The sequence below is a fragment of the Bradyrhizobium sp. ORS 285 genome, assembly GCF_900176205.1.
Lineage (GTDB): Bacteria > Pseudomonadota > Alphaproteobacteria > Rhizobiales > Xanthobacteraceae > Bradyrhizobium.
In genome coordinates, this window is the sequence record NZ_LT859959.1 from 3,664,296 (window position 1) to 3,690,955 (window position 26,660).

Here is a 26,660-nt window from a genome sequence, read left to right on the forward strand (position 1 = left end):
TCGTCACGAACGTTGGGCGCGGGATGCGGTGGCCGCTGGCATGTCGCAGCACAGGAGACTGTGTGGACGGACGGCAGTTGGCGGACGTGAAATCGCGTGGTCCTGGCGCCCCGACGCTGGCGCTAAGTCTTCCGGTGAAGATGATCCCCGGAGGCGACGGTGGCTAAACAGCCGGACACCGGGGAGAGCGCGACATAAGCGTGAAGACCATCGCGCGGGGAATGCCGGGTTGATCCGGCTGAACCTGTGGTGACTGCCGCCTGCTTTTTTGTCTGCAGGCGGGCCATGGGTTGCGGCCAGCAGCCCGGCATTCCCTGCGCCCTCTGTGCTGAGGGCGAGCCCATTCGCAAAGCTCGGGCGCCGAAAGGCGTCGCGTTGACGATGGCCTATGACCGCCGACAACAGCTCGCCTCCGCGAAGATGCGCCGCGCGCGAGCACAATGAATCCGTTCGCGCATTCATACACAATATACGATGACGTGCAGAACCGCACGTAATTCTACGGGATCGAAAATTTACGTCGAACTCAGAAACCGCCTCTTAAGCTCCACTCGCCCATCAGAGGCCGACACATAGCCGCGCGGGGACCATGCTGAACGAACTTCTCGTGATCGAAGATGCCGATGTTCATCTGTCGATCCTGCGCAAGATCGCTGTGCAGGCGGGCTTTGCCACGACCGGCGTGAATTCGGTCGACGGCGCCATGAGCGTGCTGCGCCGGCGCAACTTCGAGTGCATCACCCTCGATCTCAATCTCGGCGAACGCTCCGGCACGGAAGTGCTGCAGCTCCTCGCCGACATGAAGTCGCGGACGCCGATCCTGATCATCAGCGGCTCCGACGACCAGACCCGCGACGTCACGGTGCGGGCCGGCAAGATCCTCGGCTTGAACGTCTACCCGCCGTTCTCGAAGCCCGTGGATCTCGCGCTGCTCCGGCAGACGCTGCGCCAGATCGCCGCCGACACCGATCGGCAGCGCCTCGTCAAAGCCAATTTGCGCTAGAGTTCACGCACGTTTGTGACGCGTGCCCGCGGCGATGCCGCGCCGCGGCCATCGCCATGTCGCCTTTGATGCAGATCAAGGCGTCAGGCAGCCGTCGCCTATTGGCTGCCTTGGGGCGAACGGAATCGAGATGCAATGACGGCAGTGGAGCAAGCCAGCGAAGCAGTGGTGGTCGAGGCGACACCGTACGATCTGATCGGCGGGGAAGCGGGCGTGCGCCGCCTGGCGGATCGCTTCTACGCGATCATGGACGAGGAGCCGGACGCGCGGCGCATTCGCGCGATGCACGATGCCGACCTCGGCCCTATCCGGCAATTGCTGTTCGAGTTTCTCAGCGGCTGGCTCGGCGGACCGCCGCTGTATTTCGAGCGCGCCGAGCACCGCTGCATCATGTCGGCGCACCGGCCCTATCCGATCGGCGACAGCGAGCGCGACGAGTGGATGACGTGCATGCGCCGCGCGATGTTCGATTGCGACATCACGGGCGACATGTACGATCTGCTGGATCGGGCCTTCCTGCGGCTGGCGAACGCGTTCCGAACCCGTCCCGCCGGCTGAGCCGGACCGGCTCAGCCGCGCTTTTCGGCCGACTCGCGCGCCAATCGTTCGGCACGCAAACGTTCACGGTTCTTGTAGAAGGCCCGCTGGGCCTCCTCGTGCTCTCGCATGGCCTGCTCGGCATCGGCCCTGCGCATGGCATCGCGCGCCCGGCGCTCTTCAGGCGTCAGGACGCGTGGCGGTCTGGCTGTGCTTTCGTAAGTCATGGCGATATAACGCCGGGGTGCCCCAGGTGTTCCCGCCGGGCCGGTCGTTTAGTCGGCTTTGCGCGGAAACAGCCGGTCGCGGATGTAGCGCGACGTCGGCGTCAGGCTGATCCCATAAGGCTTCTGCCACACCGCGCGGTCGATCTCCTTCTTGTCGCCGATCTCGAGCCGCCCCCTGGCGTTCTTGGCGATGAAGATCGCATCACTCATCTTGCGCCCGGATCGCTTGTTCTTGGCCGTGACTTCCTTCCACAGCCGCAGACGGCCGAGCTTGAGCTTCGGCAGTTCCTCCTTGATCTCGCGCTTGATGCAGTCCTTCGCGGTCTCGCGCGCCCGCTTGCGGCCGCCCGGAAACATCCAGCGGCCGTCGATGCAGCGCCGGACCAGGAGAACCTTGCCGCCCTTCGCGGCAACCAGCTTGGACGCCTTGGTCATTGCTTCCGAAACTCTCACCTCGCCTTGAAGCGGAGCCTAACAGGATTCGTTCCAACTCCCGCTCCGGACGATTGCGGAGGCCGGACCGGAGCTCGTGATCGAATCCGCGTCCCTCATCAGTCGCGGACCACGCGTCCGGGTTCAGCCGCGCCGCCGCACAAAGCTGCTATCAGCGCCAACTCAGCCGTAGAGGCCAGGTCATTCGCAGTGAGATCAGTAGCAGGAGCGCGGATCGACCGCGACATACTCTCCCGACGGATAGCGATAGTAGCAATTGCCCTGCGACAGGTAATAGCCCGGCCGCGAGGCGGCGGTTGCGCCGGCGATCGCTCCCGTTGCGCCACCGATCACCGCGCCCGCCGCGGCACCACCGGCCTTGCCGGTCAGGATGCCGCCCAGAACGCCGCCGATGAGGGCGCCGCCGAGCGCGCTGGCGCCGGGATCGGGATCCGCAGGCGGCGGCGCCGGCTCATAGGCGACCGGCGGAGGCGCGGCCTCGTAGACGGTCGCGGGGGCGTAGACGACATCGTCGGCATATTCGTCGGAGACGTAGGTCGGCGGGCCTTCCATCGGCTCGGGATAATAATACCAGACGCCGCCAACGTCCCACCACCAGCCCTGCCGCCCATTGTGGACGGTGTGGTGCCAGCGGCCGCCTTCCCAGCCGACCCGGCCCCGGTAGGACTGTCCGCCATAATCCCGGACGCCGATGGCGCCGCGGGCAAAGCGCGCATCCGGGCCACGGCCCATGACCGCCGGACCGGGCCCCGGCGCATAGCCGTGGCCACGATCATAGCCGGCACCCGGCGGGCCTCCCTGCTGCTGTGCGACCGGCGCGGGCAGCCGCCCCTGCGGCGGCATCGCCACGCGGGGCGCTGGTCCCACTGGTTGTGCGGCCACGGGACCTTGGCTGGGCGCCGGTATGCGGCCTTGAACAGCTCCCGAAATCGCCCCTTGGCGCGGCCCCTGCTGCGCTTGCGGCTGACCGGCGGGCGGTTGCCCGCCCTGCCCCTGGCGAATGACGCCGGGCGGACGGCCCTGCGTCGGATGGCCGGGGCCGGCTTGGTCCGGTGCTGGCCCCTGTGCGTATCCCACGGACGGCAGAACGACGCCCGTCAGCAGGGCCAAAGCCGGCAGCCAGGATCTGGTTTGGTTGAACGATGTCATGCTTGCCTACCCTTTGCTCGCCCGCCGTCTGCAATGCGCCTGCGCTGGCCAGGGCCATGGCTCATCAATGTGAGGCCGAACACTCCGCGGAGGCGATCGGCCACATCATATTCTTCGCGACAAACCGGTAAGATCGCGACAATTTTGCGGCCAGCTGCGCCCGGCGAACTGAGGATAGCCGAAAAGGGCGCCGATTCGCCGCGACGATCACTCCGCCGCGCCAAGCAGCGTCCGGCGGATCTAGCGCTCCGGCGCGATGACGTTGCAGTTGGTCCGGCCCGACATCAGGCAATCCTGCATCTTGCTTGCCGTGGTCAGGCTATGGGCCAGCCAAAGGCCGAATGCGACCATGATGGCCGCAAACACCAGCGCTGCGATGGCCCCGCCTCGCCCGCCGCTATCGTCCTGCCCGCTCATGCCGTGACGCGGCTAGGCGGCGCGCAGGTCGGCCGCGGCGCCGTGGGGCGCGTGGTGGTGGCGCGATGCCGGGGTGACGGGCTCGATCCGGGTGCAGCTCGTCACCCAGAACAACTGTCCGCATTCCCATTCGGCGCCCAGCACACCGGCTGGGACGGGGGTTGGACGGGCGAACACGGCCGTCGCCACGCAGGCGCTCACCACGAGACAGGTGAGCGCAACAGCGAGCGCCATGCGCCCGCGCCCTCGAAAAATGGAGGTCATGCCGGTCATCTCCGTTCGATGTCGCACCCGAGCGGTGCGCCAGTGCCCGCGAGGTGTGAGGCGACTCACAGCCGGCCGACCTTCGTCAGCTTGACGGGAGGCTTACATAGCGATCGCTACAGAGCATGCAAGCGCCGAACAGGCACCATGTGGAGGAGCAGCGATAAAGCATTTGTCATCGACGCATGCGATCCTATACACACGGCCTCGCGTCAGCCTTCGCACGTGTTCACGACACCGTGGAAGAATGGCCTGGCGGCGCAAGCGGCCCCTGACCGAACCACCCAGATCAAACCAGATCAGTCAAACCACACCAGTAGCGAAGTGACGACGTCTCCATGAGAGGATTCAAGGAACCTGGATTTGCCGATCGGCAGAAGGCTGCGCAGCAGGCCCGCCAGAGCATCGTGCAGAAATTCAAGTCGCAGCCCGGGCCGGACGATCCCGAAGTCGTGAAGCGCCGGCAGGAGCGCGAAGCCGCGGCGGCCCGCCGCGAGCAGCAGCGACTGGAGCGCGAGGCTGCGAAGGCCGAGCAGAAGCGGCTCGAGGAAGAAGCCAAGGCTGCCGAGGCGGCCCGCCTGGCCCGTGAGGCGGAAGAAGCTGCCGCCCGCGCAGCCGAGCTCGAAGCCGAGCAGAAAGCCAAGCGCGACGCGCGCTACGCTGCACGCAAGGCGCGCGGCAAGAAGAAGTAGCAAGCAGAGGCGCCACGGCGAAAACATCTCGCCCTGGCGCCCCGCTCAACCGGAAGGCTCGAACCGGGCCTTCCGATGCAATCGCGACGACGCGGCTCAGTTCTTCTTCATCATGCCGTCGTCCTTCTTCATCCCGTCCTTGGACATGCTGTCTTTCTTCATGCTGTCCTTGGCCATCGTGTCCTTCTTCATGCTGTCGTGGGATATCGAGTCCTTCTTCATCCCATCGTCCTTGCCCATCTTGTCCTCGGCAAAGGCCGCAGGCGCAGCGGCGACGCTGAAGGCGAGAGCGGCGGCAGAGAAAGCGAGGATGAGGCGGCTGCGAGAAGTCATGTTGATCGCTCCTTCGAGGTGCGGGGTTGGACGGCGATCGATGCGCCGCTCATCGATCTCGACGTTGCCGGACGCGCTGTTGTTACGGACCTCCGAAAAAATTCTCATGGATCAATTTTGAGTCGCGTTTTGCGGTGTTTCGAAGCTCGACACAATTTCGCCCCGGCGAGCCGATGTTAGTACAACCGCTGCACGGGACTCAGAGGCCGGTATTTGCGCCGCAGCAATATGTCGCCTCCCCTGCATTTGACCTCGAACGGACTGTATAGTTCGGCTAGAGGTAAATCCGGCAGTTTGGCTCGTATCGGTAATGCCAGCGAACCGGGGTCGGGAACCCAACCAGAAGTTGTCCAGGGGAAGTCTCATGCTTTCACGCCGTCATGTCATCGCGTCCGCGCTCGCCGCGCCGGCCATCCTGCGCTTTGGAACCGGCACGGCCCACGCGGCCACCACGCTGAAAATTTCGCATCAGTTCCCCGGTGGAACCATCGACAAGGGCGACTTCCGCGACCGGCTGTGCCGGGTCTTTGCCGAGGAGGTTTCCAAGCGCTCGGGCGGCGAGATCGCGGCCGAAATCTATCCTAACTCCTCGCTGATCAAGACGGTCGCCCAGTTCTCGGCGATGCGGAAGGGCGCGCTGGACATCAGCCTCTATCCGATGCCCTATGCCGGCGGTGAGCTTCCGGAGACCAACATCGGACTGATGCCTGGCCTCGTGACGACCTACGACCAGGGCATGCGCTGGAAGAACGAGCCGGTCGGCAAGGCGCTCAGCGACTTCCTCGCCGACAAGGGCATCATCCTGCTGACCTGGGTGTGGCAGGCCGGCGGCGTCGCCAGCCGCTCGCGTCCGCTGCTGACGCCCGACGATGCCAAGGGCATGAAGGTGCGCGGCGGCTCGCGCGAGATGGACATGGTGCTGCAGACGGCCGGTGCGTCCGTGCTCTCCGTCCCCTCCAACGAAATCTACACCGCGATGCAGACCGGCGCCTGTGATGCCGGCCTCACCTCGTCGACCAGCCTGATCTCGTTCCGTCTCGAAGAGGTGGCCAAGGCCCTGACCTCCGGCGCCAAGGCGTCGTACTGGTTCATGCTCGAGCCGCTGATGATGTCGAAGGCATCGTTCGACAAGCTGCCGAAGAACCAGCAGGACATCCTGCTGACGGTCGGCGCGGAGATGGAGGCGTTCGGCCGCAAGGGCGCGCAAGAAGACGACATCGAGGTCGCCAAGGTCTACGAGAAGGCCGGCGCGAAAGTCGTCGAGCTCGATGTCGAGATCGTCAACAAGTGGCGCGATATTGCTCGCGATACCGCCTGGAAGGACTATGGCGGCAAGTCCGCCAACTGCGCCAAGCTCCTCAAGCTCGCCTCCGACGTCGCGGCCTGAGCAATGCACGCGCCCGTCTCCGATACCGAGACCACGACAATCATTGGCGCCAGCGGACCGCTGGCGCCAATTCAGCGTCTCGTCTCGCTGCTCAATCGCATCATCGTCGTCCTGGCCGCGTTCGCACTGATCGCAGCCTGCGCCATCCTCAGCTACAGCGTCGCCGGCCGCGCGCTGTTCAAGGCCGCCAACTACTGGCAGGACGAGGCCGCCGTGTTCCTGCTGGTCGGCGCGACCTTCATGACCGCGGCCTACGTGCAAGAGCATCGTGGTCACGTCAGCATCGAGGCCTTCGTCGGCCTGATGTCGCCGCTCGCCAACAAGATCCGGCTCTGGCTGGTGGACGTCGCGAGCTTTCTGTTTTGTGCCTTTTTCACCTGGAAGTCCTGGACCCTCACGCACGAGGCCTGGGTTGATGGCCAGGTCTCGAACTCGATGTGGTCGCCGCCGCTGGCGATTCCCTATGCCTTGATGGCCGCCGGAATGACGCTGCTCTGCGTGCAGATGCTGCTGCAGATCGCGGCGCCGCTGACTGGAGCCCGTCGATGAGCGTTTTTGGAATTGGTGTCGCTTACGGGCTCTCCACCCTGTTTGCGATGTTCGCAGGCATGCCGATCGCGTTCGCGCTCGGCGCCGTCGCCGTGGTGTTCATGGCGATCTACATGCCGGCCGCCTCGCTCGATACGGTGACGCAGAACGTCTACGAGGAAATGGCGTCGATCACGCTGCTGTCGATCCCGCTGTTCATCCTCAAGGGTGCCGCGATCGGCCGCTCGCGCGCCGGCCAGGATCTCTACTCGGCGCTGCACGCCTGGCTGCACCGTGTGCCCGGCGGCCTCGGCGTTGCCAACGTCTTCGCCTGCGCGCTGTTCGCGGCGATGGCCGGATCGTCACCGGCAACCTGCTCGGCGATCGGCTCGGCCGGCATTCCCGAGATGCGCAAGCGCGGTTATTCCGGCGGCTTCGCGGCCGGCATCATCGCCGCAGGCGGTACGCTCGGCATTCTGCTGCCGCCCTCCATCACGATGATCCTGTTCGCGATCGCCGCGGAGAAATCACTGGGACGGCTGTTCCTCGCCGGCATCGGCCCGGGACTGCTGCTGGTCACGCTGTTCGGCCTCTATGCCGTGGTGCGCTTCCGGCAGGAATATGCGCGGGCGAAAGTCGTCTATGAGAAGTCGGGCGCCTGGTCGGACATCCTGACCAAGGACGAGTACACGATGGCGCAGCGCTTCTCGGTGCTACCGCGCGTGATCCCGTTCGTGCTGCTGCTGACCGGCGTCATGGTTGCGCTCTATGGCGGACTGGCCACGCCGTCGGAGACGGCAGGCCTCGGCGGCATCCTCGCGCTCGTGCTGATCGCGATCATCTACCGGGTCTGGAGCCCGGCCGATCTCGCCCCGATCATGAAGGCGACCTTGCGGGAATCGACCATGCTGATGCTGATCATCGGCATGTCGCTCTTGTACTCCTACGTGATGAGCTATTTGCACATCTCGCAGTCCGTGGCGGAGTCCATCGTGGCGATGCATCTGCCGCGCTGGGAGCTGTTGTTCGCGATCCTGCTGATGGTCGTGGTGCTCGGCTTCTTCCTGCCGCCGGTCTCGATCATCCTGATGACCGCGCCGATCATCCTGCCGCCGCTGCGCGCAGCGAATTTCGACATCATCTGGTTCGGTGTCGTCATGACGATCGTGATGGAGATGGGCCTCATCCACCCGCCGGTGGGCCTGAACATCTTCGTCATCCGCAACGTCGCGCCGGACATTCCCTTGCGGGAGGTGATCTGGGGCACGCTGCCCTTCGTGCTGCTGATGATGGCCGCGGTGCTGCTGCTGTGCTTCGTGCCGCAGATCTCGACCGCGCTGCCGGACCTCGTGATGGGCCCGGATCTGAGCCGCTGACGCGGGCGGCGAATACGGAGTAGCGAATAAGGCTGGCCCTTACTCGCTACTCGCCCGCCTTGCTTTCGCATTCAATGCAGCGGCGACGCGGCTGACCGGCGGACGGCCGAGCAGGCGGCTCATCTCGTTGGTGGCCGCCAGCAGCTTGGCCATGTCGACGCCGGTCCCGATGCCCATGCCCTCAAGCATGTAGACGACATCCTCGGTCGCGACATTGCCCGTCGCGCCCGGCGCGAACGGACAGCCGCCGAGGCCGCCGGCGGCGGCATCGATGACGCGCACGCCCTCCTCCATGCCGGCATAGAGGTTGGCCAGCGCCTGGCCGTAGGTGTCGTGGAAATGCATCGCCAGGTGCGAGACCGGGACGTCGTCGCAAACCGCACGCAGCATCTGCTTAGCCTTCACCGGGGTGCCGACACCGATGGTATCGCCGAGCGAGACCTCATAGCAGCCGAGATCCCACAGCGCTTTGGCGACGTCGGCGACGGCCTGCGGCTTGATCTCGCCCTCATAGGGACAACCCAGCGCGCAGGACACGTAGCCGCGCACCTTGATGCCGTCGGTCTTGGCGTGCGCGATGACCGGCTTGAAACGCTCCAGCGATTCTCCGATGGAGCAATTGATGTTGGCGCGGGAGAAGCTCTCGGAAGCCGCGGTGAACACCGAGATCACCTTGGCACCGGCGGCGTGGGCGGCCTCATAGCCTTTCACGTTGGGCACCAGCACATGGAACTCGCCGGGCAGTGCGGCGACGCTGCGCATCACCTCGTCGGAGCCGACCATCTGCGGGATCGCCTTGGGCGAGACGAACGCGCCGACTTCGACCGTGGTCAGGCCGGCGTCGACCAGCGCGCGAACGAAGGCGATGCGGTCGGCGACGCTGACCGACGTCTTCTCGTTCTGTAGGCCGTCGCGCGGGCCCATTTCGATGATGCGCACGCTCTCGCTCATGCTGACCTCTTTGAAGTTGGAGGATCAGGCGGAAGGTTCGACTTCCGCCAGCTCGACGCCTTCCTGCACGATGTCGCCGACCTTGCACCTGATGGCCTTGAGCACACCCGCGAACGGCGCGCGCAGGGTCTGCTCCATCTTCATCACCTCCAGCGTCAGGATCGCCGCGCCCTTCTCCAGCACGGCACCTTCCTGCGCCAGCAGCGCCACCACGGTCCCCGGCAAGGGCGCGACGATCTTGTCCTCACCGCCCTGCTCCTCGTCATCGCCGCCGAACGGATCGATCCAGTGCAGATCGAAGCGGCCGTTGCGGGTGCGCAGATACAGCTCGTGCCCCTCGATCACGGCCACGACATGGGACTTGATGCCGTCGCGCACAAGGTCGAAGCCGCCATCATCGGTCGGGTTGGCCGAGAACGAGGTTTGCCGGCCATCGATCGACACTGTCTGCACGCCCGGGCCATAGGCCAGCGTCACCGTCCGCGGATCGCTGCCGGGATGGCGGAACGAGAATACGCGCTGCCGCAGACCCACCGGCATCCAGCCTGACGATCGCCATGGCGATCCCCGCTCGCTTGCCACGGCCTTCTGCTCGTCAATGAGAATGGCCGCGACAGCGGCGCACAGCTCGACATCTCCGACAGCGGAGCCTTCTTGTGTCAGCTGCGTCAGATGCCGCTCGATGAAGCCGGTATCGATCGCATTCGCCTGCACGTCCGGGTGCGTCAGCAGCGCCGACAGGAACGGGATGTTGCTGACGATGCCGCGAACGTCCGTGTCCTCCAGCCCGCGGTTCAGCCGCTCGATCGCGACCTCGCGCGTCGGCGCCCAGGCGATCATCTTGGCGAGCATCGCGTCGTAATAGGGCGAGACCGCATCGCCTTCGCGATAGCCGGCATCGATGCGCAAGCCGCCGCCCTCAGCCGGCGTCCGCCAGGTCTTGATGCTGCCGACCGACGGCATGAAGTTCTTCGCCGGATTCTCCGCGTAGACGCGCGCCTCGATGGCATGGCCGTTGAGCTTGATCTGGTCCTGCGTCAGCGGCAGCGCTTCGCCGAACGCGACACGCAGCTGCCATTCGACCAGATCGACGCCGGTGATCAGCTCGGTCACGGGATGCTCAACCTGGAGCCGCGTATTCATCTCGATGAAGAACACGTCGCGGCCGTCGGAGACGAACTCGATGGTGCCCGCCCCGACATAGTTCACGGCGCCCGCCGCGCGGCGGGCCGCAGCACAGACCGTCTCGCGCTGCGCCGGTGACAGCGTCGGCGACGGCGCCTCCTCGATCACCTTCTGGTGCCGGCGCTGCAAGGTGCATTCGCGCTCGAACAGCGAGACCAGATTGCCGTGGCTGTCGCCGATGATCTGCACCTCGATGTGGCGCGGATTCTGGACGTATTTCTCGATCAGCACGCGGTCGTCGCTGAAGGCCGCCTTGGCCTCGCGCTTGGCGCTGGTCACGGCATCGGCGAGATCGCCGGCTGCATTCACCACGCGCATTCCGCGCCCGCCGCCGCCGGCGGATGCCTTGATCAGCACGGGGTAGCCGATCCGCGCAGCCTCATTGGCCAGCGTCGCCTCGTCCTGCGCCTCGCCATGATAGCCGGGCACCAACGGCACGCCGGCCTGCTCCATCAGGAATTTGGAGCCGGACTTCGATCCCATCGCAGTGATCATCGCAGCCGTCGGGCCGACGAACACCAGCCTCGCGTCGAGACAGGCCTGTGCGAACTCGGCGCTCTCCGACAGAAAGCCGTAACCGGGATGGACCGCCTCGGCCCCGGTTTGCTTCGCGGCCTCGATCAGCCGTTCGATGTTGAGATAAGAATCGCGGGCGCGGGCAGGGCCGAGCAGCACGGCCTCGTCGGCGAGCGCGACATGCAGCGCATTGCGGTCCGCCTCCGAGTACACCGCAACGGTCTTCAATCCCATCGCGCGCGCGGTGCGGATGACGCGCACGGCGATCTCGCCGCGGTTGGCGATCAGGAGCTTGCGAAAACGACGATACAATTCGGGACGAGCCATCATCACATCCTGAACAGGCCGAACTTGGTCGGCTCGACCGGGGCATTGGCGGCAGCTGACAATCCGAGCCCGAGCACGAGGCGGGTGTCGGCGGGATCGATCACGCCGTCGTCCCACAGCCGAGCGGTTGCGTAATATGGATTGCCCTGCGCCTCGTATTGCGCGCGGATGGGGCTGCGAAATTTCTCTTCCTCTTCGGCCGGCCAGCTCTCACCCTTGGCCTCGATGCCGTCGCGGCGGACCTGGCTCAGCACCATCGCCGCCTGCTCGCCGCCCATCACCGAGATGCGCGCGTTCGGCCACATCCAGAGGAAACGCGGCGAGTACGCCCGCCCGCACATGCCGTAATTGCCGGCACCATAGGAGCCGCCGATCACGACGGTGAACTTCGGCACCGAGGCGGTGGCGACCGCGGTCACCAGCTTGGCGCCGTCGCGGGCGATGCCGCCGGCCTCGTATTTCTTGCCGACCATGAAGCCGGTGATGTTCTGCAGGAACACCAGCGGGATGTTGCGCTGGCAGCACAGCTCGATGAAGTGCGCGCCCTTCAGCGAGCTCTCGCTGAACAGGATGCCGTTGTTAGCGATGATGCCGACGGGATAGCCGAAGATGTGGGCGAAGCCGCACACCAGCGTCTGGCCGTAGAGCTTCTTGAACTCGTCGAACTCCGAGCCGTCGACCACCCGGGCGATGATGTCGCGCACGTCGAACGGCTTGCGACCATCTGCCGGCACCACGCCGTAGATTTCCTCGGCCTGATAGCGCGGCTCACGGACCTCGCGCATGTTCAGCACCGTGCGCGCACCCGGCGGCTTCAAGGTGCCGACGATGCGGCGCGCGATGCCGATCGCATGGGCATCGTTCTGCGCGTAGTGATCGGTCACGCCGGACTGCCGCGAATGCACGTCGGCGCCGCCGAGCTCCTCGGCGCTGACGACCTCGCCGGTCGCGGCCTTCACCAGCGGCGGGCCGCCGAGGAAGATCGTGCCCTGGTTGCGCACGATGATGCTCTCGTCAGACATCGCCGGCACATAGGCGCCGCCCGCCGTACACGACCCCATGACGATCGCGAGTTGCGGGATGCCCGCGGCCGACATCTGCGCCTGATTGAAGAAGATGCGGCCGAAATGCCGCTCGTCCGGAAAGATCTCGTCCTGCAGCGGCAGGAAGGCACCGCCGGAATCGACCATGTAGACACAGGGCAGATTGTTCTGCCGCGCGATATCCTGGGCGCGCAGGTGCTTCTTCACCGTCATCGGATAATAGGTGCCGCCCTTGATGGTGGCGTCATTGGCGACGACCACGCATTCGCGGCCCGCGATGCGGCCGATGCCGGTCACGATGCTCGCGGAGTGGACATCGCCGCCGTAGAGGCCGTGCGCCGCGAGCGGCGACAGTTCGAGGAAGGCCGTGCCGGGGTCCAGCAGCAGGTCGACGCGTTGCCGGGCCAGCATCTTGCCGCGCGCGAGGTGCCGCTTGCGCGAGACCTCGCCGCCGCCGTCGGCGACCTGCGCCAGTCTGCCGCGCAGATCTGCAACAAGTGCGCGCATGGCCTCGGCATTGCGTGCAAACTCGGTTGACGAGGGATCGATGGTGGAATGAAGCGTCATGATCGGCGTCTTCGTGTCTCAGCTTGGAGGGAAAGCCGCGGGGAGCACGCGTCAGACTGCGCGCGACGGGGAGGTTCGCCGCAACCACGGGTGTATCACCTCTGCCGGCATGCTGTCCTCCCTGGACCTTTCGCGGCCATTCAGGCCGTCCGTCGCTCTCGAATTAAACGATCATACGTTTTTATATCGAGTTCTCAAGAGGATTGTTGTATGGTTTGATCCGGGCAGCAGCCCTTTGAGACGACACGGGTTTTGACACTGGCCGCCGCGTCCGCGATCTCCGGAGATCGCCCCGCGGAACGAGTCTGGCGAGGACGAGATGGCGCGCACGATCGGGTCACATGGTCCGACGACGATGGAGGCGATCCGCAAGGCCGGCCTGCGGCTGATCTTCGAGCACGGCTACGAGGCCATGAGCCTGCGCCAGCTCGCCGCCGAGGTCGGCATCCAGCCGGGCTCGCTCTACAACCACATCAGCACCAAGCAGGAGCTGCTGTCGCAGCTGATCCAGGACCACATCAACGACCTCCTGAGCGAGCTCGAGCTGGCGCTCCAGGACAAGCAGGGTTCGGTCGAACGTCTCAGAGCGTTCGTCGCCTTCCATGTCAGCTATCACATGACCCGGAAGCGCGAGGTCTTCATTGCCAACTCAGAGCTGCGCAGTCTCGAGCCGCGCAACTATGAGGCCGTGGTGGCGCTGCGCGGGGCCTATGAGCGCCGGCTTGCCGATATCCTCACCGATGGTGTCGCCGAGGGCGTATTCGACGTGGATGACATCCAGGTCGCGACCTTTGCCATCATTGCGCTGCTGACCGGGCTGTGCAGCTGGTATCGTCCGGGCGGCCGGCTCACCAAGGACGCGATCATCGCGGCCCACGAAAAGCTCGTGCTCTCAGGCGTCATGCCGCACAGCGCGGCATCCCCCTCGGGCGGTGACGGCAGAACGGGCGAACAGGCATAAAGGCGATGGCAGAGCGCCCCGACCTCGACGCGATCGACCGCAGGATCCTCGCGGAGCTCCAGGCCGACGGTCGCATGCGCATCAATGAGCTGGCCGACCGCGTCGGCATCTCGCATCCGAACTGCCTGCGCCGGGTCCGCGCGTTGCGCGGCAGCGGCGTGATCAAGGCGATCCGCGCCACGATCGACGAACGCGCGCTGGGGTATGAGGTCGTCTCGTTCGTGACGATCCAGCTCGAGAGCCAGAACCAGGCCACGCTGGCGGCGTTCGAGGCGGCGATCATGCCGCTGCCATGGGTGCAGCAATGCTGGCGGTTGTCGGGAGACGCGGACTTCCTGCTGAAATGCGTCTCGACCGGGGTGGAGGGCATGAGCCGGCAGCTGCGACAATTTGCTGCCCTGCCCGGCGTTCGCACCATCAGAAGCTTGCCGTCGCTCGGGCAGTCCAAAGACGGACCCCTGCCGATCCCCGCTGCGGACGGTACGCCCGATTAAGGCTCGAAGACACGGCCGGCTAGCCCTGCCCCAAGCCAATAGTCTGTCCCGATCAGTGCGTCCAAGGCTCGCCGCGGCGGAACGAGAAATTGTCGGCATAGGCGACTTGCCGCTTCACCGGCTCCTTGGGCTCGATCACCTGGTACGGGATGCCCTTGCGCTCGCAATAGGCGATCGCCTCTTCCTTGCTGTCGAAGCGCAGGGTGACCTGCTGGTTCATGTCCGAAGACGACGTCCAGCCCATCAGCGGCTCGACCGCGCGCGGCTGCTCGGGCTCGTAATCGAGCTGCCAGTCGCGGGTCTTGGCCTTGCCCGATTGCATCGCGTTCTTGGCCGGCTTGAAAATGCGTGCGGTCATGGCTGGAAGAGCCTCTCGGAGCAGCGGTTCGTCATGCGTTTGGCGGAAACGGCCGGGATGGGGTACACGAATCCTTCAGCACGGAACGGTGATTCCCATCCTGGACGTGACCGTTTATCGTGCTCGTATAGTCATTCTGCCGTCCCGTGACAATCTCGCTCGACTGCTACCGCGCCTCCCTGCTCCCCGAACGTTTTCCATTCAAAACAGTGCGTTGAAGCGGCCATGAAAATCAATGCCACGCTGCCCGAGAGGGGGCGCGACCTTCGGCTCGACCTGTTTCGCGGGATTGCCAACTGGGCGATCTTCCTCGACCACATCCCCGACAATGTGGTGAACTGGATTACCACCCGCAATTACGGCTTCAGCGACGCCGCCGACCTGTTCGTCTTCATCTCCGGCTATACGGCCTCGTTCGTCTATGCCCGCATGATGATCGACCGCGGCTTCATCGTCGGCGCCACCCGGCTGTTCAAGCGGGTGTGGCAGCTCTACGTCGCCCACATCGTGCTGTTCGTCATTTACATTGTGGCCATCAGCTATCTCGCCACGCGCTTCGGCGTCTCCGAGATCATCGACGAGTTCAACGTGGCCGGCCTCGTCGACCATGCCAGCGATACCCTGGCGCAGGGCCTGATCCTGAAGTTCAAGCCGGTCAATCTCGACGTGCTGCCGCTCTATATCGTGCTGATGGGCTTCTTCCCGCCGGTGCTGTGGATGATGCTGCGCCAGCCCGACGTGACGATGATCGCCTCCATCGTGCTGTGGCTGGTCGCGCGGCAGATGGGCTGGAATTTCGCCGCCTATCCGGCGGGCACCTGGTACTTCAATCCGTATTGCTGGCAGGTGCTGTTCGTATTCGGCTCATGGTGCGCGCTCGGCGGCGCCCGCCGCTCGATGGGCATCATCATGGCCCCGGCGACACTCTATTTTTGCGTCGCTTACCTGCTGCTCGCGCTGGTCATGACCATGGCCGGCCGCTTCCCCGATCTCGGGGCGATGTTTCCGCACTGGCTCTATTCGGCCTTCAACCCGAACGACAAGACCAATCTCGCCCCCTATCGTTTCCTGCATTTCGTGGTGATCGTGATCATGGTGATCCGCTTCGTGCCGAAGGAATGGCCGGGGCTGGAGTGGAAGGGGTTCGATCCGCTGGTGGTCTGCGGCCAGCAATCGCTGGCCGTGTTCTGCGTCGGCGTCTTCCTGTCCTTCATCGGTCATTTCACGCTGATGCTGAGCTCAGGCTCGCTGCTCGCCCAGATCCTGGTCAGCGCCGCCGGCATCGCGATCATGACGACGGTCGCCTATTACATCTCCTGGTCGAAGCGGCAGGACAAGCCGTTGCCGAAGCCGCCTGCTCCGAAATAGCGGACGCAGACAAGCCGCGTTCGCGACGGCGCATCGGTTGACCTGCATCAAGGGGCCCGGTTTCGGGCTCGCTAAGGTCCGCAGCACAAGAGAGGCCGCTTGCCGCGGCGCGCGCTCTCCACGAGCGCGCCAGCCGCCACGGCGATTGCTGACAATTTGCTGACGAGGACCAGATCATGCCGACCCATTTCCATGCCGTCGTGTGGCTCGATCACAGCGGGGCCAAGCTGTTTCACATCGGCCTCACCGGCGCCGACGAACTGACACTGCATCCGCAGCTGCAGACCAAGCATCTGCATCACAAGGCCAACTCGATCGGCAGCGGCCACGCGGCGCCGGACAAGCATTTCCTCGAGGAGATCGCGCACGCGCTCAACGATGCCGGCGAGATCCTGATCATCGGCCCGGCCAGCGCCAAGACCGAGCTTGCCAAGTACCTGCACGAGAAGCATCCCGCCGTCGGCAAGCGCATCGTGGCCGTCGAGGCCGCCGATCATCCGACCGATCGCCAGATCGTCGCCTACGCCAAGCAGCACTTCAAGATGGCGCCGCCGCGCGTGATGACGGGCACCGCGGGCTGAGCATCGCCGCAACTGATGACAAGACCCGGCCGGTGCCGGGTCGATTGGACACTCGCCTTCACGCCGGCCGCCGATCGCGGCCGGGGTTGCTTTGACCAGCCATCTGAACGCGGCTGACACGATGCTCAAGGAGCGCGTCGGCACCCGCGCGATTGATTTGATTTAGCGCAAAGACGCGAAATCTCGATTGCGATGATGTGACGGCTGGCGGATGTTCCTTCCCCGGATTCACCCGCACCACTTCGGATGCTCCCGGGTCTTGCCGCTGCGGGAGCATCCGAACTTTTTCGTCGACCGCGCCGGCATGGACGGCCCATGCTGAGCATTCGGCACAGGCTTGCTGGTCGACAACATCCGATTCATTGAAGCTGCCGCAGCCTCGGTCTCGCAATGGCCGATGCCTGCCGAGCGCGCCCGCCAATGCTCGCGGAGGTCATTCCTTGTCCTGACGGCAGCGAGACCGAAGCCATCGAAGCCATCATCGCGCTTCTGAGAATCGGCACGCTATCGGCCTGAACTCGCCACATCAAAGGCGGCACGTCGTCGGCATCGCGGCGGGCTCGCGGCCCTTCGCCGAGATCGCCAGCCCAACTCCGTCTTCGTCGGCTTGTTACCAAATATTGCCATTCATTTCGCCTTGTGTCCGCGACGCGCTAGGTGTCGGGGTATGGAAGGTGCGGCTGACTGTGATGCGTTTGTCATTCCGCCCCGACGTGGACTATCTGCGCGCCATCGCAGTCTTCTCGGTCATCGGATTCCACTACGACGTCCCCGGCTTTGGCGGCGGCTTCGTCGGGGTCGACATCTTCTTCGTCATTTCCGGCTTCCTGATCTCCCGACTGATCTGGGCCGACATCCGCATCGATTCATTCTCGTTCGTGAATTTCTACGAGCGGCGCGCCAGACGACTCTTGCCGGCGCTCTACGTGGTTCTGCTCGCGACCGGCATCTGCGCGTGGCATCTCGCGCCGCCCCATGACTACCGGGCGTTCTTCGAGAGCGCCGTCGCCACGCTGCTGTTCGGATCGAACATCTACTTCTGGTCCCAAGCCGGCTATTTCGACCTGCCGGGGATCAGCAAAGTCCTGCTTCACACCTGGTCGCTGTCGGTCGAAGAGCAGTTCTACTTCGTCTTTCCGCTGGCGACGTGGTTGTGGAGCAAGTGCTTTCGGGATCCTTCGTCACGCTGGTCGCTGCTGCTCGTCGTCGGCGGCGCCGTGGGGCTCTGCGTCCTCGACGAGCTCATGATCAAGCAGCAGGCGCAGGCGGCGTTCTATCTTTCACCGCTGCGGGCCTGGGAGTTTCTCATCGGCGGGGTCGTCTATCTCGCTGAACGCTGGTCGCCCTCGGACTTCAGGATCCGCTGTGCCTTCGCGTTGGCCGGCTTGGCGGCGATGCTGCTGCCCGTCGCCCTGTTCAGCCCGGAAACGCGCTTCCCCGGCGTGCATGCCCTGGTCCCATGTCTGGGCGCCGCGCTCTTCATCTTCGCGTTCAACGGAGAGGGATCGCGGCCGCCTTTACCAGCAGAAGCCGCCGGTCTTTTCTTCGGCAAGATCTCCTACTCGCTCTACCTTTGGCACTGGCCCGTGTTCGTGCTCGGAACGGCGGCGCTGCCGCGCGACTGGGCGACGGGACCGGCAGCGAGCGGCCTGTTCTTGTTGTGCTCAATCGTCCTCGCTTGCGTGACTTATCGCCTGGTCGAAGCTCCCGCCCGCGCGACAGTCATGTGGAGGGAGTTGCGCATCACCAGCCTGATCGCGGTGGCCTCGTCGCTCCTGATCGCGATCGCTTCGGTTGGGATCATCGGCAACGGCTATCCAAATCGCTATCCGCAGGCGCAGCAGCGGATGCTGAGATACGATTCCGCGGCGCTCGTCCCCTACTACCGCCAGCACGTCTGCTTCCTCGATCGGCAAGAGCCGATCTCGGTCTATCGGAGCTCGGAATGCCTGGCATTCGCCGCCGACAGGAAGAACGTGCTGATCGTCGGTGACAGCACCGCGGCTCACTATATCCCCGCCCTCCAGGATTATTTCGCAGCTACCCACTATGAGCTGCTTCAGCTGAACTCTGCGGGCTGCGCGCCGCTCCTCGGATTGCACCAGGACGGATCGAGCAATTGTAACGAGGTCACCGCACGGATCGGCGAGCTCATCCGCAGCCGCAGGCTTTCGGCGATCATCATCTCAGCGCATTGGCGCGCCTACCTGCACGGGCAATTGCCGCCGTCGGCTGCGACCGCCAGCGAACGAGCCGATTATACCACGCCTGCACTCGACGCCTATCTCAGCGCGACCCTGGCGACGGCGAACGACGCAGATCTGCCCGTCCTGCTATTTGGTCCCTCGATCGAATTTCCCGTACCGCTCGCCAGCAGCCTGGTCAGCCGGGACCTGACTCACTTCCCGCCCGACAAATCGTTCGTTGCGCTCGATGCGAGCTTCGCCGCCGATGACCATCTGAGGCAGCTGTCGCGCCGCTATGAGAACGTCAGATTCATCTCGGTGCTGCGGGCCGCCTGCCCGAACCGGATTTGCCCGCTGACAGCGAACACGGATACGCCGATCGTATGGGACACGCTGCACCTCACGCCGGAGGGGTCGCACTACGTCATCGAGCGGCTGAAACCACAACTCGACGGCTTTTTCCGCAGCGATGAAGAAGCGCCGTCCTCCCTTGGACCAAGGGCCGCGGCTGGTGTCCCCCAATGATCTCCAGTCCTGATCGCGTGCCAGGGCGACGCCGGCGAGCAATATCAGAGCCGCCCGTCAGAATTGCGTGGCAAAAACGTAGGAGATTCAACGGTCGAGATGGTCGGGGCAGCTGGATTCGAACCAACGACCTGCAGTACCCAAAACTGCCGCGCTACCAGGCTGCGCTATACCCCGATGTCCTCGAAGGACCACTGTTGTGGAGTGACCACGTCACTACACGGTCGCGACGCCCGCAGCAAGCCGCAGGCGCGGCTCATGAGCCATCGTCCGAAAAAGCTCAATCCCAAGAACGACATCCCAAAAACCGACAAAGCCCCGGATCCCGGGGCTCTGCGAAAGCGATCGAAGCGTCCGCTCAGTGCGAGGATAGCGCCGGCGATCCCGCCTCGGGGTGGATCTCAGCGGCCATCATCCCCTTGGAGCCCGGCCCATAGCGGACCAGAACCCACTGGCCCGGACGCAGCTCGGTCATGCCGAAGCGGCGCAGGGTCTCCATGTGGACGAAGATATCCGGGCTCCCCTCGCCGCAGGTGACGAAGCCGAAACCGCGCAAACGGTTGAACCACTTGACCTGGGCCCGCTCCAATCCACTGGTCGGTGTCACCGTCACATGGGTGCGCGGCGGCAGCATCTGCGCCGGATGGATCGCCGTCGACTCGTCCATCGAGACGATGCGGAAGGCCTGATAGCCCTTGGCACGCTGGACGCACTCGACGACCAGACGGGCACCCTCATAGGCCGTCTGATATCCGTCTCGCCTGAGCACCGTGACGTGCAGCAGCACATCCGGCCAACCATTGTCGGGAACGATGAAGCCGTATCCCTTCGACGCGTCGAACCATTTGATGACGCCGCTGATTTCGACGAGGTTCTCGCCGAGACCAGCCAATGCATCGATCGCCTGATCGCGCGCTATACCGCTCTGATAGTCAGCCCCGAGCCGGTTTGGTGTAGCTACACCAGCAACCGGTACTCCAAGCTTCTTGGACTCAAATCCGTCCGACCCCATAACCCCGGACCTCACAGATGAATTGTGAGCCGCCACCCCTGCAACGGCGTCTGCGCGTGCTCATCACTTATACCCAAGACGATTCACGCGAATCTCTCGAATCAAAGATAACATTCCCTCGTGCCGCGCATAGACAAAAATCGGATTCAGTGAGGCATATGAACAGACTTGCCGACAAAAATGCATCAATTTCCGTTCAATTACGGACGAACGAACCGAGCACTTCGCCGATGTCGTGATGGATGACGAGGTCGGCAACGTCGTCCTGATCGGTCGGTTCCCGGTTGATGATCACCAGTCGTGCATCCGCCTGCTTTGCCATCAATGGAAAGCCCGCCGCCGGCCATACAACCAGCGATGAGCCGATGGCGAGAAACAGATCGCAATGCTGCGCAAGCTCGGTCGCGCGCTGCATCTCATTCTCCGGCATCGCCTGGCCGAACGAGACCGTCGCCGCCTTCACCGGCTCGGCGCATGCCGGACAATCCGGCGCGGCGCCGTCGGCGATGAACCGCTGCTGCACCCAATCCAGCTCATAGCGCTGCCCACATCCGATGCAGCGTGCATAGGTGGTGTTGCCATGCAGCTCGATGACGTGATCCCCCGCGAAGCCTGAGTCCTGGTGCAGGTTGTCGATGTTCTGGGTGATGACCGCGGGAATCTTTCCCGCCCTGTAGAGCGCGGCAAGCGCGCGGTGACCGCGGCCCGGTCGCGCCGCGGCAAAGGTGTCCTGCATCGCGAAGCGCCGGCGCCACGCCTCGTCGCGCGCGTCCTGGCTGGCGACGAATTCCTCGAAATGGATCGGCCGGTTACGCGTCCACAGCCCTCCCGGGGAGCGGAAATCGGGAATGCCGGCTTCCGTCGAAATCCCGGCCCCGGTAAATGGCACGATCACGCGTGCAGCGGCGATCATGTCGCCTAGCCGGTTCACGCCGTCCTGCAGATCGGATGCAATCATCAGCGGCGGCTCCCGCGCGTCACACATCGGATCATTCGCTTCCCCTCATACCATGTCATGGCGCGCCGCTGGCGGTACTGAGTCAATCCTGCATCAGTTGGAACCATGCGCTTCGCGCTGCAAGCGAGACGAGTCCCTGCCGAGCGTCTCTACCGCCAGACAGAACAGATGTGTGCCTTGCCGCCGCACCACTCAGCAAAACCCGTGCATCATATCGTCCGGGCCACGTCCCTCCGCAATCACGCCTCAATCGGGCATCCACATCGCGCCAGCGATTCGCCAGGAAGTTTGTCACGCGTCTCATGGCTGGACTCGCCGGATAGCGACCGGAGCAGAGAGGATCCGTGGGACAGAACCAGACGCAGGACGATCGGCGCACTCAGGAGCGTGCCGAGATCACGGCCAGGATTGCACAATTCAAGTCCACCCAGGACAGGTTCGCGCGCGAGCGCGAGCAGTTCGCGCGGGAGGCTTGGCGGAAGGCCAAGCGCGGCGAAGCCGCGGAATAGAGACGTATTCCGCAACACGAAGAAAAGCCCGGAGGCACGTTGCCGTCCGGGCTCTTCTTCTTTGGTTTGGCGCGCGCTTACCAGTGGTGACGCCAGTAGTGGTGGCTGTGATAGTAGGGTCCGCCATAATAGGCATACGGTCCCGGCCCATACGCGTATCGCGGACCGTAGTCGTAATAGCCGTAGCTCGGGCCATAGTAGTAGGGATGCGAGGACGCGATGGCGCCAGCCGTCAGTGCTCCAGCGGCGAGGCCGAATGCCAGTCCCGGTCCGAGGCCGCGCGCCTCAGCCGGCGCAGGGACGGCCAGCGCGGTGGCGGCAATCGCGCCTGCGGCGGTCAGAACAGCCAAAGTCTTTCTCATGGTCAATATCCTCCAAATTCCGATGCGTCCAAACAACGCAGACGCCGGCGAATTGGTTGCAGGCAGAGGCTCGACCAAGACGAGCGGAACCGCGGGTAGCTGAGGACGTTCACTCACGTTCAACGTGGATCGGTCATGGCATCCTGGCTGGAACTTCTGTTCAACATCATCGGCTATGGCGGCTTCGTGCTGGTCGCCTCGCGTCACCACGGAGCGGAGACATCCGTCACGGGACTGGACGTGCACAGCAGCGAGACGGGACAGGCGGATCCGGATCGACTGTGAGGCCTCTTCCCCACAGGCTCTCCACAGTTCATCCGCAGCATATCCACAGACCGTCCCGTTCGATCTGAAGCTCAGAGATCAATAGCTTGCTGCGCAATATGACCTGGTTGTCCTAGGGGGCCCGTCTGAGACGATCGGCTTGGGATGCCGTGTCTCGACGGCCTGCCCGCGCTCCGGGCCTGCCTGCGCCTCCCAGCGGCTCACCCAGCCGTTCTCGCGCGGGCCTTGAACCTTTTCACTGGGAGCCAAGACACATCAGTACTGGGGATTTCAGGGCCCAGTGTTCGAGGGTGGCGCCACGCGACGAAGATATTCCGTCGCGCTGGCGCTGCTGTCGTTTCCGGCCCTCTCGCACAGCGGCCGCGATAGCGGCTTCAGGGCCACAACACACCAACATGCCGCAACGAAAAAGGCCCCCTTTGCAGGGGGCCTCTGGTCGCCATCACGACTGACGAAGTCTGATCAGGCGACCGCGTCCTTGGCGGCCTTGACCGGGCGAGCGCGCACGATCTTGCGGGCCGGCTTGGCCTTGAACATCATCTCTTCGCCGGTGAAGGGGTTGGTGCCCTTGCGCGCCTTGACGGCCGGCTTCTTGACGACGACGAACTTGGCGAAGCCCGGCACCAGGAACACGCCGTTCTTCTTCAGCTCCTTGTGGCCGACGTCGGTGAGCGTCTCCATGACGTTCTTGACGTCACGCTTGGACAGCTCGGTGGTGGTCGCGATCTTCTCGATCAGTTGCGACTTGGACAGTTGGGTAGCCATCGTATCTCCTTGTGATTGGTACCGATGTGATTGGCACTGATGAATGACGTGACGACTGCGCGGCTATCAGCGCATTGCTGCGCAGACTGGTCGGGGTTTTCTGGCTGCATTGCACAGCCGGGACTTCAGTCGTCTGGTGGTGTAGCACCCCGCGATTTTCGGGATTCTCCTGCATTTCAAGGGGCCCCGAAGCACCCACAGCGGCGCCAAAATTCCAACGGAGCGCGGAGAAGTCAAGCTGCGATGCCGATCGAACGGAGCATGCGATTCATTTTCCCCTATATTTCCAGGCATTTTCGATGCTGCTGCGTGATTTTGGTCGCACATCACCTGCAAAAAGCGCTGAAAAACCCGTATACGCCCGCATGGCGCGCGTTCGCTCGCGCTCCGAATCACCGCTGAAAACAGCGATTCGCAGCCTTCCGACCCGACCGCAGCCTCATCGCGCGCCCCACAATTCCGCGCGAGCCGGCATTGCTGAAGGCCGCGGCGTGATGCGCAAACAAGGCGATTGCTGCTATGGATCGGCATCCGCAGGCGGCCGTTGAACAACCGCTTCAAGCTCAGGGAGACCAGGACGATGCGTTATCTCCACACCATGCTGCGCGTGCGCAATCTCGACGTCGCGCTGAAATTCTATTCCGATGCGCTCGGCCTCAAGGAGGTCCGCCGGATCGACAACGACAAGGGCCGATTCACCCTGGTGTTTCTCTGCGCACCCGAAGATGAACACCTGCTGAAGAGCCTGCCCTCGACGCGCGGCGCACCGCTGGTCGAGCTGACCTACAATTGGGACGAGGAAAAATACGGCGAGGATCGCTTCTTCGGCCACCTCGCCTATGAGGTCGACGACATCTACGCCACCTGCGATCGCCTGATGAAGCTCGGCGTCACCATCAATCGGCCGCCGCGCGACGGCAACATGGCGTTCGTCCGCTCGCCCGACCTGCACTCGATCGAGCTGCTGCAGAAGGGCGAGCCGAAGGCGCCGGCCGAGCCTTGGCTGTCGATGCCGAACACCGGCCACTGGTAGACACCTCGCAATCGTCCGCACACAGGTCCGGAACATCAAGGCCACCCTCGCGTTGTCGCCCCGATTGACGGAGAGGACATGAGGAGGCCGAGATGGGTCGAGGAATCTTGCTGTGGTTGTTGGGCGTGCCGATCCCGGTGATCATTCTGCTGTGGCTGTTCTTCGGCCGCTGATCGCCGGGAACGACTGAGAGACTGATCGCGCGACGCGTTCAACCGAAAAGCCCCGCCAAAAGCGGGGCTTTTTGCGTGAGATGCGCTATGACGATCAGCGGAAAAACACAGGAGCCGCACGTGCCCACCGCGAAGCAATTGACGATCTGGGGCCGCATCAATTCGGTCAACGTGCAGAAGGTGCTGTGGTGTCTTGCCGAGCTCGATCTCGGCTACGAGCGCATCGATGCCGGCATGCAGTTCGGCCGCAACAACGAGGCCGACTATCTCGCGATGAACCCCAACGGCCGCATCCCGACGCTGGTCGACGGCGACTTCGTGCTGTGGGAGAGCAATGCGATCATGCGCTATCTCTGCCTGGCCTATGGCCGTGACACCCTGCTCTACCCTGCGCAGCCGCGGCACCGCGCCGCGATCGAGCGCTGGCTCGACTGGACGCTGTCGACGGTGCAGCCGACCGAGCGCCCACTGTTCTGGGGCCTGGTGCGCACCCCGCCCGAAGAGCGCGACATGATCGCACTGCAGAAGGCCGCCGACGACGCCGCGACGATGTGGCGCGTCCTCGACGCGCACCTGGCCACCGCAGCCATGTCGAAGCGGAGAGCTTCACGCTGGCAGACCTCGCGCTCGGCGCCTACGCGCGGCGCTGGTTCGGAGTCGAAGGCGTCGAGAAGCCGGAGCTGCCGAACCTGACCCGCTGGTACGAACGCATCGCGCAGCGGCCGGCCTTCATCCGCCACATCGCGCCGCCGCTGTCGTAAGGGCGTCAGCGCCCGACGGACGTGCCTGTCTCGAGGCGCAGCGCCCCGCCGACCTTCACGCAGGTGTCCGTGCCTTCGATGCGGACGAAGATCGCGCCGTAGGAGGCACAGGGATTTCGATTGACGACAGCGGGCCGAGACAGCGGCTTGCCGCCACCCGCGGCGTTCGACGTCAGGAGCGATGTCCCCGGCGAACCGGCAGATGCGGGCAGCGCAACCGCGAGCCACGCGATGATGCCAAGACTGAAAGACCTGCACATACCAGCTTGATAGCGCGTCAGCGGCGCGGACGCGATGGCCGATGCGCTACTTGCCGATGAACTTGACGCCGACCGAGGCGCCGCGGCGCCACACCACCTGGCACAGCCGGCCGGTGCGCGCATCCCGGGCGAAGGCGAGCCGTATCGTGGCCGGCAGCGCCGCCGCATCCTCCAGGGTCAGCTTGGCGCCGGCGCTGGAGATGTCCTGGACGAGGCAATGGCGCACCGCGAATCCGCCCTCCAGCGTGATCCACGCCGGCTGCCTCATCGACTTGCGGGCTTCCCGCTTCTTGGGTGCGGCCATCATCCTGCTCCTGCTCGCCCGCTGCAGTACGGCAAGGACCCTAATGGACGGTTGATTGGATCAACCACGTCGATGACGGTCGTGGTATTCGAATGGGTGAGAATCGACGCCAGTGGCGGTCCCTGGCGGAAGCGGTTTTCGGCTGTGGGCTTCCCCCGGCAAGCCTCCGCTCAAGGCTCGGCTGGGATTGATCTCGCTCCCAAGTTGCGTTCCTATTTGACCATGGAGGACGCTATGCGGTTTGGTTTGATCGTTGTTTTGATGCTGTTTGTCAGCGGCTGCATGACCGACAATGGTGGGAACAGCCTGGTTCAGTCGACAGTCTTTGCGCAGCCTGCAGTGGTTTATCACACAGGCGATAATCTGGAGGTCTCCTATTACAATGGCGGACTCCAGCAGTCGTATAATGAACGAAACGCGATGGAGCTCTTGAAGAAGGAATGTGGAGGCGCGTTTCGCATCGTGGGCCGATCGAACGCGCCAAGCGGCGATGCGTATGTCGATGCCGTCTGCGTGCGCTGACGCGTTTGGCTCTTGGCAATTGACAGTTTAGGACCGGCCAAAACCCCCGCGAGCCGCAGGCGCCTCGCCCGACCTTCGAAAAATGCTTTGGCCAGCGTGATGCCGTTCTGATCGGCGACGCTCAAGCGCCGCCGAAACGACCAATAAAATCAAGGGGAAAAGGTGCCAATGGCGCTCCCTAGCGGAATCGAACCGCTCTCTCCACCGTGAAAGGGTGGCGTCCTAACCGATAGACGAAGGGAGCACGACGTACGATGTCACGGAGACACAGGGTCCCGGCGCCATCGC

30 protein-coding genes, 2 tRNA genes and 1 pseudogene are annotated in these 26,660 nt (G+C 64.3%); 16 read left to right on the forward strand and 17 right to left on the reverse strand.

From position 1 onward, the window contains the following. Positions 1–589 precede the first annotated feature (589 nt). Together BRAD285_RS16410 and BRAD285_RS16415 are read left to right on the forward strand one after the other, a co-directional pair. A complete protein-coding gene (locus tag BRAD285_RS16410; RefSeq protein WP_006614730.1) occupies positions 590–1,003 on the forward strand; it encodes a response regulator in 414 nt (137 codons plus the stop codon). A 135-nt stretch (positions 1,004–1,138) separates the two neighbouring features. Next, entirely contained in the window at positions 1,139–1,561 is a 423-nt protein-coding gene (locus BRAD285_RS16415; protein ID WP_006614731.1) for a group II truncated hemoglobin, read from the forward strand. A gap of 11 nt (positions 1,562–1,572) precedes the next feature. Here the strand turns inward: BRAD285_RS16415 and BRAD285_RS16420 are convergent, their stop codons facing one another. The 5 genes from BRAD285_RS16420 to BRAD285_RS16435 all read right to left on the reverse strand — a co-directional run bounded on the left by BRAD285_RS16420 (position 1,573) and on the right by BRAD285_RS16435 (position 4,050). After that, entirely contained in the window at positions 1,573–1,767 is a 195-nt protein-coding gene (locus tag BRAD285_RS16420) for a hypothetical protein (protein WP_006614732.1), read from the reverse strand. A 48-nt stretch (positions 1,768–1,815) separates the two neighbouring features. Beyond that, the gene (locus tag BRAD285_RS16425) at positions 1,816–2,202 is read right to left on the reverse strand and encodes an NUDIX hydrolase (RefSeq protein WP_006614733.1); all 387 of its coding nucleotides are present in this window, start codon (positions 2,200–2,202) and stop codon (positions 1,816–1,818) included. Between the two features lie 213 nt (positions 2,203–2,415). Continuing rightward, a complete protein-coding gene (locus BRAD285_RS16430) occupies positions 2,416–3,063 on the reverse strand; it encodes a hypothetical protein (RefSeq protein ID WP_050886964.1) in 648 nt (215 codons plus the stop codon). 546 nt (positions 3,064–3,609) lie between these two features. Beyond that, positions 3,610–3,786, reverse strand: coding sequence for a hypothetical protein (locus BRAD285_RS35795; RefSeq protein ID WP_006614735.1), 177 nt, complete (start codon positions 3,784–3,786; stop codon positions 3,610–3,612). Between the two features lie 12 nt (positions 3,787–3,798). Then, positions 3,799–4,050, reverse strand: a complete 252-nt coding sequence (locus tag BRAD285_RS16435) for a hypothetical protein (RefSeq protein WP_006614736.1) — start codon at positions 4,048–4,050, stop codon at positions 3,799–3,801. 338 nt (positions 4,051–4,388) lie between these two features. On the opposite strand from BRAD285_RS16435, the gene BRAD285_RS16440 reads away from it, so the two are divergent. Further along, complete coding sequence (locus tag BRAD285_RS16440; RefSeq protein ID WP_006614737.1) at positions 4,389–4,742, forward strand: DUF6481 family protein; 354 nt, start codon at positions 4,389–4,391, stop codon at positions 4,740–4,742. Between the two features lie 96 nt (positions 4,743–4,838). On the opposite strand, the gene BRAD285_RS16445 is transcribed toward BRAD285_RS16440, so the two are convergent. Further along, positions 4,839–5,075, reverse strand: a complete 237-nt coding sequence (locus BRAD285_RS16445; RefSeq protein ID WP_006614738.1) for a pentapeptide MXKDX repeat protein — start codon at positions 5,073–5,075, stop codon at positions 4,839–4,841. 364 nt (positions 5,076–5,439) lie between these two features. Here BRAD285_RS16445 and dctP point away from each other — a divergent pair, with 364 nt between their 5' ends. From dctP to BRAD285_RS16460, 3 genes are read left to right on the forward strand one after another with little or no spacing between them, the layout of a single operon-like run. Then, the gene (dctP, locus tag BRAD285_RS16450; protein WP_006614739.1) at positions 5,440–6,462 is read left to right on the forward strand and encodes a TRAP transporter substrate-binding protein DctP; all 1,023 of its coding nucleotides are present in this window, start codon (positions 5,440–5,442) and stop codon (positions 6,460–6,462) included. Positions 6,463–6,465: 3 nt separating this feature from the next. Then, a complete protein-coding gene (locus tag BRAD285_RS16455) occupies positions 6,466–7,011 on the forward strand; it encodes a TRAP transporter small permease (RefSeq protein ID WP_006614740.1) in 546 nt (181 codons plus the stop codon). Beyond that, positions 7,008–8,366, forward strand: a complete 1,359-nt coding sequence (locus tag BRAD285_RS16460; RefSeq protein WP_006614741.1) for a TRAP transporter large permease — start codon at positions 7,008–7,010, stop codon at positions 8,364–8,366. The genes BRAD285_RS16455 and BRAD285_RS16460 overlap by 4 nt, the downstream gene beginning before the upstream one ends. A 39-nt stretch (positions 8,367–8,405) precedes the next feature. On the opposite strand, the gene BRAD285_RS16465 is transcribed toward BRAD285_RS16460, so the two are convergent. The 3 genes from BRAD285_RS16465 to BRAD285_RS16475 are packed head-to-tail and all read right to left on the reverse strand — an operon-like array spanning position 8,406 to position 12,955. After that, positions 8,406–9,317, reverse strand: coding sequence for a hydroxymethylglutaryl-CoA lyase (locus BRAD285_RS16465; RefSeq protein ID WP_006614742.1), 912 nt, complete (start codon positions 9,315–9,317; stop codon positions 8,406–8,408). A 24-nt stretch (positions 9,318–9,341) separates the two neighbouring features. Then, positions 9,342–11,345: an acetyl/propionyl/methylcrotonyl-CoA carboxylase subunit alpha gene (locus BRAD285_RS16470; protein ID WP_035648438.1), complete on the reverse strand. Its 2,004-nt coding sequence runs from the start codon at positions 11,343–11,345 to the stop codon at positions 9,342–9,344. Positions 11,346–11,347: 2 nt separating this feature from the next. Further along, positions 11,348–12,955 carry a carboxyl transferase domain-containing protein gene (locus tag BRAD285_RS16475; protein WP_006614744.1) on the reverse strand — a complete coding sequence of 536 codons (1,608 nt, stop codon included), beginning with the start codon at positions 12,953–12,955 and terminating at the stop codon, positions 11,348–11,350. A 319-nt stretch (positions 12,956–13,274) separates the two neighbouring features. Between BRAD285_RS16475 and BRAD285_RS16480 the strand changes: the two genes are divergently transcribed. Together BRAD285_RS16480 and BRAD285_RS16485 are read left to right on the forward strand one after the other, a co-directional pair. Beyond that, positions 13,275–13,916 (forward strand): TetR/AcrR family transcriptional regulator, encoded by a 642-nt coding sequence (locus tag BRAD285_RS16480; RefSeq protein ID WP_006614745.1) that lies wholly within the window; start codon positions 13,275–13,277, stop codon positions 13,914–13,916. Positions 13,917–13,921: 5 nt separating this feature from the next. After that, the gene (locus tag BRAD285_RS16485; RefSeq protein WP_006614746.1) at positions 13,922–14,410 is read left to right on the forward strand and encodes an Lrp/AsnC family transcriptional regulator; all 489 of its coding nucleotides are present in this window, start codon (positions 13,922–13,924) and stop codon (positions 14,408–14,410) included. A 52-nt stretch (positions 14,411–14,462) separates the two neighbouring features. Here the strand turns inward: BRAD285_RS16485 and BRAD285_RS16490 are convergent, their stop codons facing one another. Further along, positions 14,463–14,768: an ETC complex I subunit gene (locus tag BRAD285_RS16490; RefSeq protein ID WP_006614747.1), complete on the reverse strand. Its 306-nt coding sequence runs from the start codon at positions 14,766–14,768 to the stop codon at positions 14,463–14,465. Positions 14,769–14,993: 225 nt separating this feature from the next. Here BRAD285_RS16490 and BRAD285_RS16495 point away from each other — a divergent pair, with 225 nt between their 5' ends. The 3 genes from BRAD285_RS16495 (at position 14,994) to BRAD285_RS16505 (ending at position 19,428) form a co-directional block, all read left to right on the forward strand. Beyond that, entirely contained in the window at positions 14,994–16,136 is a 1,143-nt protein-coding gene (locus BRAD285_RS16495) for an OpgC domain-containing protein (protein WP_006614748.1), read from the forward strand. Positions 16,137–16,312: 176 nt separating this feature from the next. Beyond that, positions 16,313–16,717, forward strand: coding sequence for a hypothetical protein (locus BRAD285_RS16500; RefSeq protein ID WP_006614749.1), 405 nt, complete (start codon positions 16,313–16,315; stop codon positions 16,715–16,717). A 689-nt stretch (positions 16,718–17,406) separates the two neighbouring features. Next, positions 17,407–19,428, forward strand: a complete 2,022-nt coding sequence (locus tag BRAD285_RS16505; protein WP_157681684.1) for an acyltransferase family protein — start codon at positions 17,407–17,409, stop codon at positions 19,426–19,428. Between the two features lie 100 nt (positions 19,429–19,528). Here the strand turns inward: BRAD285_RS16505 and BRAD285_RS16510 are convergent. From BRAD285_RS16510 to BRAD285_RS16520, 3 genes are all read right to left on the reverse strand, one after another. Then, a tRNA-Pro gene (locus tag BRAD285_RS16510) sits at positions 19,529–19,605 on the reverse strand. A 181-nt stretch (positions 19,606–19,786) separates the two neighbouring features. Next, positions 19,787–20,440, reverse strand: coding sequence for a cold-shock protein (locus BRAD285_RS16515; protein WP_006614751.1), 654 nt, complete (start codon positions 20,438–20,440; stop codon positions 19,787–19,789). A 196-nt stretch (positions 20,441–20,636) separates the two neighbouring features. After that, positions 20,637–21,398 (reverse strand): Sir2 family NAD-dependent protein deacetylase, encoded by a 762-nt coding sequence (locus BRAD285_RS16520; protein WP_035648479.1) that lies wholly within the window; start codon positions 21,396–21,398, stop codon positions 20,637–20,639. Positions 21,399–21,742: 344 nt separating this feature from the next. Here BRAD285_RS16520 and BRAD285_RS35800 point away from each other — a divergent pair, with 344 nt between their 5' ends. Further along, entirely contained in the window at positions 21,743–21,907 is a 165-nt protein-coding gene (locus BRAD285_RS35800) for a hypothetical protein (RefSeq protein ID WP_172889778.1), read from the forward strand. Positions 21,908–21,984: 77 nt separating this feature from the next. Here BRAD285_RS35800 and BRAD285_RS16525 read toward each other — a convergent pair whose 3' ends face one another. Further along, on the reverse strand, positions 21,985–22,269 hold the full coding sequence (locus BRAD285_RS16525; protein ID WP_006614753.1) for a hypothetical protein: 285 nt from the start codon (positions 22,267–22,269) through the stop codon (positions 21,985–21,987). Positions 22,270–22,404: 135 nt separating this feature from the next. Between BRAD285_RS16525 and BRAD285_RS35420 the strand changes: the two genes are divergently transcribed. Next, positions 22,405–22,554, forward strand: coding sequence for a hypothetical protein (locus BRAD285_RS35420; protein WP_157681685.1), 150 nt, complete (start codon positions 22,405–22,407; stop codon positions 22,552–22,554). 462 nt (positions 22,555–23,016) lie between these two features. Here the strand turns inward: BRAD285_RS35420 and BRAD285_RS16530 are convergent, their stop codons facing one another. Continuing rightward, complete coding sequence (locus BRAD285_RS16530) at positions 23,017–23,319, reverse strand: HU family DNA-binding protein (protein ID WP_006614754.1); 303 nt, start codon at positions 23,317–23,319, stop codon at positions 23,017–23,019. Between the two features lie 580 nt (positions 23,320–23,899). Between BRAD285_RS16530 and BRAD285_RS16535 the strand changes: the two genes are divergently transcribed. Together BRAD285_RS16535 and BRAD285_RS16540 are read left to right on the forward strand one after the other, a co-directional pair. Next, on the forward strand, positions 23,900–24,352 hold the full coding sequence (locus BRAD285_RS16535; RefSeq protein ID WP_006614755.1) for a VOC family protein: 453 nt from the start codon (positions 23,900–23,902) through the stop codon (positions 24,350–24,352). Between the two features lie 293 nt (positions 24,353–24,645). Further along, a pseudogene (locus BRAD285_RS16540) lies at positions 24,646–25,286 on the forward strand (glutathione S-transferase family protein). A 306-nt stretch (positions 25,287–25,592) separates the two neighbouring features. On the opposite strand, the gene BRAD285_RS16550 reads toward BRAD285_RS16540, so the two are convergent. Then, on the reverse strand, positions 25,593–25,850 hold the full coding sequence (locus tag BRAD285_RS16550; protein ID WP_035648441.1) for a PilZ domain-containing protein: 258 nt from the start codon (positions 25,848–25,850) through the stop codon (positions 25,593–25,595). Between the two features lie 72 nt (positions 25,851–25,922). Between BRAD285_RS16550 and BRAD285_RS16555 the strand changes: the two genes are divergently transcribed. Next, positions 25,923–26,372 carry a hypothetical protein gene (locus BRAD285_RS16555; RefSeq protein WP_035648443.1) on the forward strand — a complete coding sequence of 150 codons (450 nt, stop codon included), beginning with the start codon at positions 25,923–25,925 and terminating at the stop codon, positions 26,370–26,372. A 169-nt stretch (positions 26,373–26,541) separates the two neighbouring features. Here the strand turns inward: BRAD285_RS16555 and BRAD285_RS16560 are convergent. Beyond that, a tRNA-Glu gene (locus BRAD285_RS16560) sits at positions 26,542–26,616 on the reverse strand. Between the last annotated feature and the right edge of the window lie 44 nt (positions 26,617–26,660).